Here is a 12848-nt window from a genome sequence, read left to right on the forward strand (position 1 = left end):
CTTGCACCGCGCGGCTGCGCGGGGCGACCGCATGCTAGCGCCGCAGGGCCGCCCGCGACAACACCGCTCAGCCGGTGGTGCCGGTGCGGCCCTGCTCGCCGTGCCGCTGCACGCGTTCGGACACACGTTCGCGCAGGCGCCAGCGCGCCGCGTCGGTGAGCATGCGCCCGGCCCAGCGGTACACGTTGTCCTCGCGCACGCTGCTGCGCAGGTTGGCCATGCGCTCGCGTTGCTCGGCCACCGGCATCACCAGCGCGCGGTGGATGGCGTCGGCCACCTCCTCGACGTGGTAGGGGTTGACGATCAACGCCTCAGGCAGCTCGCGCGCGGCGCCGGCGAAGCGGCTGAGCACCAGCACGCCGCGCTCGTCGTCGCGCGAGGCGACGAATTCCTTGCACACCAGGTTCATGCCGTCGTGCAGGCTGGTCACCAGGCACACGTCGGCGGCGCGGTACAGGCGGTCCACGTCGTCCGGTTCGTGGTGTTGCGGCAGCAGCCGCACGACTTCCTTGCCCGGCGCGCCGAAACGCTCGTTGATGCGCGCGGCCACCGCCTCGATGCGCGCGCGGAAGGCGCGGTATTCCTCCAGCACGGCGCGCGTGGGCGCGGCCACCTGCACGAAGGTGAAGCGGCCCTGCCACTGCGGGTACTTCTCCAGCAGGCGCTCCACCGCGTGCAGCCGCTCGAGGATGCCCTTGGTGTAGTCGAAGCGGTCCACGCCCACCGCGATGCGGTGGTCGGAAGGGATGCCCAGGCGCTCGCCCAGTTCGCGCCGGCACTCGGCGGGCGAAGGCTTGGCGGCCTCTTCCTCCGGCGTGGGCCAGGCGATGGAGATGGGGTAGGCCTCGACGAAAGTTTCCTCGCCGCGGTAGCTGACCACCGAGTGCTCGTGCTCGATGCGCGCTTCCAGGTAGCGGTCGACCGATTCGATGAAGTTCTTGCCGTGGAAGCGCGTGTGGAAGCCCAGGATGGTGCTGCCCAGCAGGCCCTGCAGGATCTCCTCGCGCCACGGGCAGATGCCGAACGATTCCGGGTTGGGCCAGGGGATGTGCCAGAACGTGAGGATGGTCGCGCGCGGCAGGCGGCGGCGGATCATCGCGGGCAGCAGCGCGAAGTGGTAGTCCTGCACCAGCACCACCGGGTCGTCGCTGCGCGCCTCGGCCACCACCGCGTCGGCGAAGCGCTGGTTCACCGCGCGGTAAGCCTCCCAGTCGGATTCGCGGAACACCGGCCGCACGTGCGCCACGTGGCACAGCGGCCACATGCCTTCGTTGGCGAAGCCGTAGTAGTAGCCCTGCTCTTCCTTGGGCGTCAGCCACACGCGGCGCAGGCGATAGTCGCTGCGGCCGGGCGGCAAGGGCACGCGGTCGTGGCGGTCCACCACCTCGCGGTCGGCGCCGCCGCTGCCGTGGGCGATCCAGGTGCCCGAGCACGCGCGCATCACCGGTTCCACCGCCGTCACCAGGCCGCTGGCGGGCCGGCGCACGATGACCGTGTCGCCTTCGCCATGTTCGTGCAGGTAGGGCTCGCGGTTGGACACCACGATCACCTGGTCGCCGCGCAGCTGCGTGCGCAGCAGCGCCTGCAGGCGCTGCGCGTCCCAGTGCGCGTCGCCGTTGGACTGGCCGCGGCGGTACTCGTCTTCCAGGTCGCGCAGGCGCGAGCGCAGTTCCATCGCCAGCGGTTCCAGCTCCGGCGAACCACCGCCGCCCAGCGGGCGCACCAGGCCTTCGCCGCGCAGCAGCGCGCGCGTGCCCTTCATCCAGCCGCGCCAGCTGAGCTGCGCGACGATCATGGTCACCAGCGCGATGATGACGCCCAGGCCCGCGATCATCGCGATCAGGTAGCGGCGGGTGTCCAGGCTTCGGCGCTCGATGAAGCTCAGGTCGTGCATCAGGATCAGGCGCCCCACCGGCCCCGATTCGGCGGTGACCTCGTGCGCCGTGACGTGCACGCGGCCGCCGCGCACCAGCAGGTTGGCGTCGGCGCCCGCGGCCAGCCGCTCGGCGTCCGCGCACGACATGTCGCGGGGGAAGGTGGGCGTGCGCACCAGCAGTTCGCCCAGCGGCGAGCACCAGCCGATGGCCACCAGGCGCTCGTCTTCCACCACGCGGTTGAACAGCTGCTGCAGCTTGCGGCCCTTGGGGTCCTGCAGCGCGTCGGAGATGGATTCGGACAGCGAGCTGGCCACGAGGCTGCCGCGCAGGCCCAGGTCGCGCGCGAACCAGCGCAGCGTGAGCTGGTCCACGATAGGCAGCGCCAGGTAGGCGGCGCCCACCAGCACCACCACCAGTGGCAAGAGAAAACGGAGCTGGAGGCGGAAGGTTCTCATCGGTCCTTCATGAGTGCCCGGGACGCGCCTCGCGCCCTGGGCCGGGTTGAAGCCGCGCCCCGCGCGGCCAGGAAGAATTTAGCGCCGCAAGACGTTCTTGCGGACTCATCCGTGCGCGGTCAGAGCGTGCGGCGCAGCGCCTCGAAGAAGAGTTCGGACTGCAGACGTTCGCCCTGGATCTGCGCGGCCACGCGCGCGGTGAACTCTTCGGTCACGCGCACCAGCGGCCGCTGCGTGGACTGCGCCAGCACCTGATGCAGGCAGGCCCGCTCCAGGTAGTAGAGGTCGTCGTAGGCGAAATCAATGCGGTCGCCGCAGACGATGACGCCGTGGTTGGCGAGGAAGGCGACGTCACGCCCATCCATGGCGCGGGCGATGCGCTCGCCTTCGCGGTGGTCGAGCGCCAGGCCGTTGTAGGTGCGGTCCATCGCCACTCGGCCGTGGTAGCGCATCGCGTTCTGCGACAGGCACGTGTCCAGCCCGGCGTCGCCGGTGAGCGTGAGCGCGGTCGCGTACGGCATGTGGGTGTGCAGCACGCACGCCTTGCGGCCGATGCGGTGCACCGCCGCGTGGATGAACATCGCGGTGGGTTCCACCGGGTGGCGGCCCGCCAGCTTCCCGCCGCGCGCGTCCACCATCACGATGTCGGCGCCGCGCACTTCCTGCCAGAGCAGGCCGCGCGGGTTGAGCAGGAAACGGCCCGAACCGTCGGGCAGCTCCACGCTGAAGTGGTTGCACACGCCTTCGGCCAGGCCGTGGTGCGCCGCCGCACGCAGCGCCAGCGCGAGGTCTTCGCGCAGGCGCTGGACGGCGGCGGATTCGAAGTCGGCGGCGTGGTTCATCGGTTCATTGTGGATGACAAATGACGTCGGCGCCACGCGCCTCGACGACGAATGAAAAATCATCCGTCATCGAGACGCGCAGCGCCGAGGTCATGCGAGCCGCGGGCGAGCGGTCATCGCGGCGATCAGCCGTTGTAGGCCGACCAGTAGTTCGTGTTGGTCGGCGCGATGCGGCTGAAGTTGGCGCGGCGCGCGATGTACAGCTTGCCGTTGTACGAGACGATGTTGCCCGTCGTGTACGTCTTGCTCGAGCTGTAGGCCGCGTAGGAGGTGGTGGCCGTGCACGTGGTCTTCGACCAGTACGAAGGCGTCCACTCCGGCGCGGAGTTCACGTTCCACACCGAGGCGCTCAGCGCCGTGGCCACGTAAGCCTGGCCGTTGCGCATCACCACGTCGCCGGGCATGTAGCGCGTCGTCGTGTTCCATGCCGGGCAGCTGGCCGCGGGCGGGGGGGCCGGCGTCGGCGCCGGGGTGGGCGCGGGCGTCGGGGCCGGGGTGGGCGCCGGCGTCGGCGCGGGCGTGGGTGCCGGCGCGGCCGTGTACACGGACCAGTAGCGCGTGTCGGTCGGAACGATGTTGGTGAAGTTCACGCCGCGGGCGACGTACGTCTTGCCGCCGTACGTGACGATGCTGCCGGTCGTGTACATCGTGCTGCTGCTGTACGCGGCGTAGCCGGACGACGGCGCGGGGGTCGGCGCAGGCGTGGGAGCAGGCGTCGGTGCCGGGGTTGGGGCAGGCGTCGGCGCGGGCGTAGGTGCCGGCGTGGGCGCAGGCGTCGGCGCCGGGGTGGGCGCCGGGCTGCCGCCCGACAGGCTGCCGCCGTTCCACACCTTGTAGTCGTACACCACGATGTCGCCGGTGCCGGACACGGGCTCCACGCCCAGTTCCACGCTGGACACGTACTCGTTGCCCACGGCCCAGGGCTGGCCCTTGGAGTCCTTGCGCGTGCTGATGTAGTTGATGATGGCCGCGAGGTCGATCTCGCCGGGCTGCATCGGCAGCACGTCGGGCACGAAGGCGATCATCTTCCAGCCGGTGCGGCCGTACACGCCGTTCAGCGAGCCGAAGTTGTAGTTGAACGCGCCGTCGCTGCCCTTGGTGATGTACACGTGGTACAGCTTGCCGCCGATGGTGGCGTCGTGGTCGTACCAGGCCGGGTTGCGGCCGCCGGGCTGGTTGTGCGCGCCGTAGCCGCCCCAGTTGGTCAGCGGGATCATGATCTCGTGCGTGATCGACGAGTTCATGAAGCCCGAGTCCTGGCCGGGCGCGGACTGCAGCCAGATGTCGAACGTCAGGTGGCCCTGGCCCGTGGGCTGGGACAGGTGCGACATGTTGAACTTGGCCTTCAGGTTCGTCAGCGGCATGCGCAGCGGGAAGATGGTGCCCGGCGTGTAGCCCGAGGGCGACTGCTGCAGCGTGCTGCCGTCGGTCAGGCGCACGGGGTTGCCGTTCACCAGGTTGCCGGAGCTGTAGTAGCCCGGCTTGCGGCCGGCCAGCATGGACGGGTAGCCCTTCACCTCGTTCGCGCCGGCCGGGTTGGGCCAGCGCCACTTCATGCGGAACGCCACTTCACCGTTGGTGCCGACGGTGGAGCTCACGCCGACGGACTGCTCGAACTGGCTGGAGGAAGTGCCCTCGCTGATGTTGCCCTGGCCCCAGCGGTTGTCTTCGACCCAGTAGGCGTCGTTGGCGCGGCCGGTCTGCAGCCACACGTTGGGGCTGGCGGCGGCGGGAACGCTGGGCACTTGCGCCCAGCTGATGCTGGCGCCGAGGCACAGCGCGGCGGCCATGACGGCGGCCTTGGGATGGAAGCGGCGCGGGGTGGCGCAGCGGCTGGAAGGGGTCTTGGACAGCAGGACCATGGTGGCGAACTCACGTGTTTCGTCAGGCAAGGCTTCGCCCAGCGCGGCAGCGCCCGGTTTTCGGGGCGATTGCCGCGTTCCTTGGCGAAGGAGGACGCTGGCGGTCCGGAACTGCTCAGGCAGGGGTGCCTGGGGACCGAAGCTCAGCGATGCGCGAATCCTAGTAGGACGTGTCCGACGCGTCTGTAGGGATCTCAGCCGTACACGTAAGCGACTGGTTCCATTCTTACAAACCCCGCCGCCAGGACGCCGCGCATTAACGGCCCGACACAGCTCATGCTGATCCGTACATCCGGCCCGGGCGGGCCATCCCGCGCGCATGAAAGCTGCGCACGAATGACGGCACATAGCCACGCGACGGTTGCGAAGCTGTTCCATGCGCAACCAGTCACGGCGGAGCTTACCAAGCCCTTCCGTGCGCGCGCCGCGCCGCGCAACGCGACCGGCTGCGCAATGGCCCTGTCGAGTGTTACGGACGGCTGGGCTTGCCGATCCCTACCTTCTCTCCCACGGCCGCGCCATCGGGCTCGCCGCATCCAGGGAGAACCACATGCAGTACCGAGAATCCCGCACCGCCGGCCGCCGCCGGCAGCACTTCATCCTTACCGTGCTTGCCGCCTCGCTGCTGGCCGCCTGCGGTGGCGGCGGTGGCGGTGGTGGAAGCACGGCGGCCGGCACGGCCGGCGGCAGCAGCAACACGGCCGCGCTGGGCGCCGGTGCCGGCGCGGGCGTCGCCACCGTCACGCCCGGCGCGACGGCCAACCCGGCCACGGGCGTCGTCACCTACCCGCGGCAGCTGGTGAACCAGGCCACTGCCGGCGAGCAGGACGACGCTTCGATCGCGCAGCTGGCCGACGGAGGCTACGTCGTCGCGTGGACGACGACCGCGGGCCCCACCGTCTCGCCCAATCCCCAGGGCGTGTGCTGGCAGCGCTTCACGCGCGAAGCCGCGCCGGTGAACTCGCAGGTGTGCATCCCCTCGCCCACCGTCGCACGCCTGCAGACGGCCGTGGCGCCGCTCGCGAACGGCGGCTTCGCGGTGGGCTGGCAGGTGCTGCCCGCCACCTACTACGCCGACATCTCGACGCAGGTGTACGACGCCAACAGCCAGCCCGTGGGCGGCGTACAGCGCGTGAACACCACGTCGAACGACGAGGCCTACGTCGACATGGCCGCGGTCCCCGGCGGCGTGGTGTTCAGCTGGCGCGACAACGCGCACAACATCCTCACGCGGCGCGTCGGCCCCGGCGGCCAGCCGCTCGCCGCCGAACAGGTGGCCAACACCTTCGACAGCAACACGGTGCAGAACGGCGGCGGCCTGACCGACCCGCACGTCGCGGCGCTGGAAGACGGCGGCCACATCGTCGTGTGGACCTCGCAGTTCCAGGACGGCGCGCCCAGCACGGCCATCTACTACCAGCGCTACGACGCCTCGGGCAACCGCGCCGGCGGCGAGACGCTGGTCACCGACAAGCAGGTGCAGAGCCTGTACCCCAAGGTCTCGGGCCTCGCGGGCGGCGGCTGGGTGATCGCGTGGAACTCGGGCGCGCAAGCCGTGGCGCAGCGCTTCGCGGCCGATGGTTCGCGCGTCGGCGCGCAGCAGGCGATGGAACCCGGCTACCTGCAAGGGCCGCCGGACACCTGCAACCTGCCCATGCCGACGCCCTGCCCGCCCTTCCAGAACATGGGCGGCGTGACCGGCCTGGCCGACGGCAGCTACGTCGTGACGTGGATGAACAGCCGCGGCATCTCGCAGGCGGTGAGCCTGCAGGCACGCCAGTACGGCACCGACGGCGCGCCCATGGGCCCGGCCACGAAACTGATGGACCCGGTCTACGGTTCGTGGCGCATGGCCCGCGCGGACGGCGGCTTCATGATGGCGTGGAGCCACGAAGACGACAGCGGCTTCGGCGTCTACCTGCGCCGCTTCGACGCGAAGGCTCTTCGCTAACCGCGAAGGATGGCGAGCAGCGCGTCGGCCGTGCGCGCCGCCGCGCCGCGATGCGCCCCGGCGAAAGCCAGCGCATCGCGCGCCATCGCATCGCGGCGTGTTGTATCGGCCGCGATCATCGCGGCTTCGCGCACGCCGTCCTGCAAGGCCTGCACGCGCAGCGCGGCACCGGCTTGCGCCGACATCTCCGCCGCTTCGGCGAAGTTGAAGGTGTGCGGCCCCATCACCACCGGGCAGCCGCTGGCCGCGGCCTCGATCAGGTTCTGTCCGCCCAGCGGCAGGAAGCTGCCGCCGAGCAGGGCCACGTCGGCCAGGCCGTAGTACAGCGCCATCTCGCCGACCGAATCGCCGATCCACACGTCGGCTTCGGCGGGTCCGCTTTCATTCCACTCGCTGCGCCGCGACACGCCGAAGCCGGCTTGCGCCGCCATCGCGGCCACTTCGTCGAAGCGCTGCGGATGCCGCGGCACCACCAGCCAGCGCACCTGCGCCACCGCGGGATCGCTGCCGCGCCGAGCCCAGCCCGCGCGCAGCAGTTCATGGTGGGCGGCGAGCACGCGGAAGAACTCCGCTTCCTCGCCTTCGCGCGAGCTGGCGAACATGACCACGGGATGCGGCTGCGCGCGCCGCCAGCCGCGGCCCTTCTCCAGCTGCGCGGCGTCGGGCCGCGCATCGAACTTCAGGTTGCCGAACACGCCGGCCACCCGCGCGCCGGCGCGCGTCAACCGTTGCGCATCGGCCTGCGTCTGCGCCCAAACCGCGGTGAGCGACGCGTACGCGGGCTGCGCCAGGCGCTTCAGGCGCAGGGTCTGGCGCAGCGATTTCTCGGAGAGGCGCGCGTTGGCCAGCACCAGCGGCAAGCCCGAGCGGCGGCAGGCCTCGGCCAGGTTGGGCCACACCTCGGTTTCCATCAGCACGCCCGCGCTGGGCTGGAAATGCGCGAGGAAACGCTGCACCGCCTGCGGCGTGTCCCAGGGCAGCCAGGCCTGCACGTCGCCTTCGCGCAGCAGGCGCGCGCCTTCGGCCCGGCCTGTGGCGGTGCCGTGCGTCAGCAGCAGGCGCAGCGATGGATCGCGTTCGCGCAGCGCATCCACCAGGATGCCGGCCGCGCGCGTTTCGCCGAGCGACACCGCGTGGATCCACAAGGCGCCGGGCCGCGGCGGTTCGCTGTAATGGCCGAAGCGCTCGTCCACCGCTTCCAGGTAGCCCGGCTCGGCCGCGCCGCGGCGGCGCAGCTTGCGCCTGAGCAGCGGCTGCGCGCCCTTCATCACGAGCGAATAGAGGCGGCGGATCATGCGGAGGCCACCGCGCGCCAGGCCGTCAGCACGGCTTCCAGCGTCGGGGAGGGCGAACCATGCACGCTTCGCTGGCGCGGGTTCGCGGGGACGCCCGGCACTTCGGGGCCGGTGCGCCAGGCGGTGTCGAAGTTGTAGACCTGCACATGCGGCAGGCCCAGCGCGACGGCGATGTGGCTGAGGCCGCTGTCCACGCCGATGACGCCTTCGCAGCCCGCGAGGCGGTCGGTGAGCGCGCCCAGGTCCAGCCGCGGCCACACGCGCGCGGCGGCGCCGATGCCGGTGGCGATGGCTTCGGCGCGCTCGCGCTCCGCATCGCTGCCGTGCGGCAGGACGATGGACAAGCCCTCGGACGCTAGCGTGCGGCCGAGCGCGATCCACCGCTCGACCGGCCAGCACTTGTCTTCGCGCGAGCTGCCGTGCACGAAGGCGACGCAGCGGCCGTCCTCCTGCGTGCGCTGCGCGCGCAGGCCCCATTGCAGGCCGGCGGGAACGGCATAGCCGAGCGCCCGCGCGCACATTTCGCGCGAACGCTCCACCGCGTGCATGCGGGTGGGCACTGCCACCGCGATGTCCGCCACCCAGCGCGTCGGCGCTTCGTAGCTCGAGCCTTCGGTGCGGTTGGCCAGCGCATAGCGCTTGCCTGGCGGCGCGAGGCGCGCGGTATGCGCGACCAGCGCCGACTTGGTCAGGCCCTGCAGGTCGATCACGGCGTCATAAGCCGTGGTCCTCAGGTCTTCGCGGAAGGCGCGCCAGGCGTGCCGCGTATCGCGCGACAACGGCGCCCTGGTCCACCGCCGCAGTTCCACCGGGATGGCGCGCTGCACGCCTTCGCAGCGCTGCACCAGCGGCACGAAGCCGCGCTCGACGACCCAGTCGATGCGCACGCCCGGCCGCGCCCGGCGCAGGTCCTGCACCGCCGGCAGCGTGTGCACCACGTCGCCGAGGGAGGAGAGCTTGATGATGAGAAGGTTCACGAGGGGGCGATTGTCGCTCGGGGGCCTGGGCGCCCCTTGCCTTGCTCCCTCTCCCTCCGGGAGAGGGAAAAGACGGGGTCAATGCGCCGCCGCCCCCACCTGCGCGTCCGGCTTCACCTTCTTCAGCAGCGCCAGCATGTCGCGCTCGATGCGGTGCAGCGCCTCCTCGTTCTGGCCTTCGAAGCGCAGCACCAGCACCGGCGTGGTGTTCGATGCGCGGATCAGCCCGAAGCCGTCGGGCCAGTCCACCCGCACGCCGTCGATGGTGGACACCTCGGCCGGCGCCGGGAATTTCGCCTGCGCCATCAGCTCGGCGACCACGCGGTGCGGCTCGCCTTCGGCGCAGGCCACGTTCAGCTCCGGCGTCGAATGGCTGGTGGGCAGCGCGTCCAGCACCGCGCTGGGGTCCTTCTCGCGCGACAGGATCTCCAGCAGGCGCGCGCCGGCGTAGGTGCCGTCGTCGAAGCCGTACCAGCGCTCCTTGAAGAAGATGTGGCCGCTCATCTCGCCGCCCAGCGGCGAACCCACTTCCTTCATCTTCGCCTTGATCAGCGAGTGGCCGGTCTTGAACATCAGCGGGTTGCCGCCGGCTTCGCGGATGGCCGGCGCCAGGCGCTGCGTGCACTTGACGTCGAACAGGATGGTGCCGCCCGGCACGCGCGTGAGCACGTCGCGCGCGAACAGCATCATCTGGCGGTCGGGGAAGATGTTGTTGCCGCCGCGGGTGACGATGCCCAGGCGGTCGCCGTCGCCGTCGAAGGCCAGGCCCAGCTCGGCGCCATGCTCGTTGATGGCGCGGATCAGGTCCTTCAGGTTCTCCGGCTTGCTGGGGTCGGGGTGGTGGTTGGGGAAGTTGCCGTCCACCTCGCTGAACAGCTCGATGACTTCGCAGCCCAGCGCGCGGTAGATGGCCGGGGCGGACGCGCCCGCGATGCCGTTGCCCGAGTCGACCACGATCTTCATCGGCCGGGCCAGCTTCACGCCGCCCACGATGCGGTCGCGGTACGGCGCGAACAGGTTGACGTTGCGGATCTGGCCGCCGCCTTCCGACGTCCAGCTCTCGTCCTCGACGATCTTGCGCAGCGCCTGGATCTCATCGCCGTAGATGGCGCGGCCGGCCATCACCATCTTGAAGCCGTTGTAGTCCTTGGGGTTGTGGCTGCCGGTCACCTGGATGCCGCTGTTGCACAGCGTGTTGGCGGCGAAGTACAGCATCGGCGTGGTGGCCATGCCGATGTCGATGACGTCCAGGCCGGTGGACACCAGGCCGCGTACCAGCGCGGCGGACAGCGACGGCCCCGACAGGCGCCCGTCGCGGCCGACCGCGACGGTCTTCTCGCCCTCGCGCCGGGCGACGGTGCCGAACGCGCGGCCCAGCGCCTCGGCCACCTCTTCCGTCAGGGTGGAAGGAACGATGCCGCGAACGTCGTACGCCTTGAAGATCGATGAAGAGATTTGCATGGTCGTGCTGCGAAGCTGGGTGACAGGTTCTGCCGGAAAGGTGCCGCTGATTCTAGGAAAGCGGCGGGAGGGGACATGTCCGGAAACGGCTAGTCCGGACCGCCCACCCGCCTATGATGCCTGCATGCCGATCACCGCCGACACCCTGCAGCCCGACGCCTGCTACCTCGCCCTGAAGGCGCGGGACGCGCGCTTCGACGGCTGCTTCTTCACCGGGGTCACCAGCACCGGCATCTACTGCCGCCCGGTGTGCCGCGTGCGCACGCCCAAGCGCGAGAACTGCCGCTTCTTCTTCCATGCCGCGCAGGCCGAGCGGGCCGGCTTCCGCCCCTGCCTGCGCTGCCGGCCGGAACTGGCGCCGCATGCGCAGGCGTGGTCCATGCAGGACGCCGGCAGCATCCTCGCGCAGCAGGCCGCCCGCCTGCTCGACGAGCCCGAAGCGTGGGACGAAGGCGGCCCGTCGGTCGAGCAGCTGGCGGCCCGGCTGGGCGTGAGCGAGCGCCACGTGCGCCGCATCTTCGAAGCCCAGTTCGGCGTCTCGCCGCTGCAGTACGTGCAGACGCGGCGGCTGCTCACCGCCAAGCAGCTGCTGGCCGACACCAGCCTGCCCATCACGCAGGTCGCGATGGTGTCCGGCTTCGGCAGCCTGCGCCGCTTCAACGCCGCCTTCGTGCAGCACTACGGCCTTTCGCCCAGCAAGCTGCGGCGCGAGGGCGCGGCGCCGCAGCCGCAGGGCCTGGCCGTGCGGCTGGGGTTCCGGCCGCCGTACGACGCGCAGGCGATGCTCGGGTTCTTCGCCACGCGCGCCATCCAGGGCATGGAGCACGTCGAAGGCGGCACGTTCGCGCGCACGCTGTCGGTGGAAACCGGCGGGCAATCGCACCAGGGCTGGATCGAAGCCGGCTTCGACGAGGAGCGCCACCAGCTGGTGCTGCGCGTCAGCGTGGAGTTGCATCCCGTGCTGCCGCAGGTGATCCGCCGCGTGCGGGCCGCTTTCGATCTCGATTGCGACCCGCTGGCCGTCAACGGCGTGCTGCACGACGTCTTCCCCGGCTGCGAAGGCCTGCGCGTGCCCGGCACCTTCAACGGCTGGGAACTCGCGGTGCGCGCGGTGCTGGGGCAGCAAGTCACCGTCGCGGCAGCGCGCACGCTGGCGCGCCGCGTGGTGGAGCGCTTCGGCCAGCCGCTGGACACGGGCCGCACCGGCCTCACCCGCCTGTTCCCCACGCCCGCATCGCTCGCCGCCGCCGAAGGCGACCCGCTCGGCTCGCTGGGCATCGTGCGCCAGCGGCAGGCCGCCATCGTGGCGCTGGCCCGCGCGGTCGCAGAGCAGCGCCTGCAACTGCACGCGGGCGCCGACGTGCCCGCCACCCTCGCCGCGCTGAAGGAGTTGCCGGGCATCGGCGACTGGACCGCGCACTACATCGCCATGCGCGCGCTGCGCTGGCCCGATGCCTTCCCCGCCGGCGACGTCGCGCTGCAGAACGCGCTGGGCGTGCGGCAGGCGAAACAACCCGCGCGCGAAGCCGAAGCCGCTTCGCAGGCGTGGAAACCCTGGCGCAGCTACGCCGTCATCCGCGCCTGGGCCGGTCTGCCGGCCCCCGCGCGCAACAAGGAGCCATCATGAAATTCCCCCGCGACCTCATCGCCGCCCACTACGACAGCCCGCTGGGGCGCATCCTGCTGGCCGCCACGCCGCGCGGCCTGGCCGGCCTGTGGTTCGAAGGCCAGCGCTACCACCCCGGGCACGACTGGGCGCTGCAGCCGGACCACCCCGTGCTTTCACTCGCGATGCGCCAGCTGGACGAGTACTTCGCCGGCCGGCGAACCACGTTCGACCTGCCGCTGGACCTGCAGGGCGGCACCGCCTTCCAGCAATCCGTGTGGCGCGCGCTTCTCTCGATTCCCTGCGGCGAGCGCACCACCTACGGCGCCCTCAGCCGCGGCCTGGGCCAGCCGCAAGCGGTTCGCGCCGTCGGCGCCGCCGTGGGCCGCAACCCCGTGAGCATCGTCGTGCCCTGCCACCGCGTGCTGGGCACCGACGGCTCGCTCACCGGGTACGCGGGCGGGCTGGAGCGCAAGACGGCCTTGCTCCGACTGGAAGGGATGCAATGAAGACGGACACCCT

General features: G+C 71.2%; 9 protein-coding genes. 3 read left to right on the forward strand and 6 right to left on the reverse strand.

Features of this window, described 5'->3' with window-relative positions:
• Window positions 1–67: 67 nt before the first annotated feature.
• The 3 genes from EZ216_RS13725 to EZ216_RS21635 all read right to left on the reverse strand — a co-directional run bounded on the left by EZ216_RS13725 (window position 68) and on the right by EZ216_RS21635 (window position 5036).
• Window positions 68–2332: an alpha,alpha-trehalose-phosphate synthase (UDP-forming) gene (locus EZ216_RS13725; RefSeq protein ID WP_135250351.1), complete on the reverse strand. Its 2265-nt coding sequence runs from the start codon at window positions 2330–2332 to the stop codon at window positions 68–70.
• Window positions 2333–2451: 119 nt separating this feature from the next.
• Entirely contained in the window at window positions 2452–3174 is a 723-nt protein-coding gene (locus tag EZ216_RS13730) for an aldolase (protein WP_135250352.1), read from the reverse strand.
• Window positions 3175–3299: 125 nt separating this feature from the next.
• Window positions 3300–5036: a carbohydrate-binding protein gene (locus EZ216_RS21635; RefSeq protein WP_135250353.1), complete on the reverse strand. Its 1737-nt coding sequence runs from the start codon at window positions 5034–5036 to the stop codon at window positions 3300–3302.
• A 550-nt stretch (window positions 5037–5586) separates the two neighbouring features.
• Here EZ216_RS21635 and EZ216_RS13745 point away from each other — a divergent pair.
• Window positions 5587–6987 carry a hypothetical protein gene (locus EZ216_RS13745; RefSeq protein WP_167772909.1) on the forward strand — a complete coding sequence of 467 codons (1401 nt, stop codon included), beginning with the start codon at window positions 5587–5589 and terminating at the stop codon, window positions 6985–6987.
• Here EZ216_RS13745 and EZ216_RS13750 read toward each other — a convergent pair.
• From EZ216_RS13750 to EZ216_RS13760, 3 genes are all read right to left on the reverse strand, one after another.
• Window positions 6984–8282, reverse strand: a complete 1299-nt coding sequence (locus EZ216_RS13750; protein ID WP_135250355.1) for a 3-deoxy-D-manno-octulosonic acid transferase — start codon at window positions 8280–8282, stop codon at window positions 6984–6986. The genes EZ216_RS13745 and EZ216_RS13750 overlap by 4 nt on opposite strands.
• Entirely contained in the window at window positions 8279–9259 is a 981-nt protein-coding gene (waaC, locus tag EZ216_RS13755; protein ID WP_135250356.1) for a lipopolysaccharide heptosyltransferase I, read from the reverse strand. Before waaC ends, EZ216_RS13750 begins: the two co-directional genes overlap by 4 nt.
• Window positions 9260–9337: 78 nt before the next feature.
• Window positions 9338–10720: a phosphomannomutase/phosphoglucomutase gene (locus EZ216_RS13760; protein ID WP_135250357.1), complete on the reverse strand. Its 1383-nt coding sequence runs from the start codon at window positions 10718–10720 to the stop codon at window positions 9338–9340.
• A 124-nt stretch (window positions 10721–10844) separates the two neighbouring features.
• Between EZ216_RS13760 and EZ216_RS13765 the strand changes: the two genes are divergently transcribed.
• Both EZ216_RS13765 and EZ216_RS13770 read left to right on the forward strand, forming a co-directional pair.
• Window positions 10845–12347 (forward strand): DNA-3-methyladenine glycosylase 2 family protein, encoded by a 1503-nt coding sequence (locus EZ216_RS13765; protein WP_135250358.1) that lies wholly within the window; start codon window positions 10845–10847, stop codon window positions 12345–12347.
• A complete protein-coding gene (locus EZ216_RS13770; RefSeq protein ID WP_135250359.1) occupies window positions 12344–12835 on the forward strand; it encodes a methylated-DNA--[protein]-cysteine S-methyltransferase in 492 nt (163 codons plus the stop codon). The genes EZ216_RS13765 and EZ216_RS13770 overlap by 4 nt, the downstream gene beginning before the upstream one ends.
• Window positions 12836–12848 lie beyond the last annotated feature (13 nt).

The organism is Ramlibacter humi (genome assembly GCF_004681975.1).
GTDB classification, from domain to species: Bacteria; Pseudomonadota; Gammaproteobacteria; order Burkholderiales; family Burkholderiaceae_C; genus Ramlibacter; species Ramlibacter humi.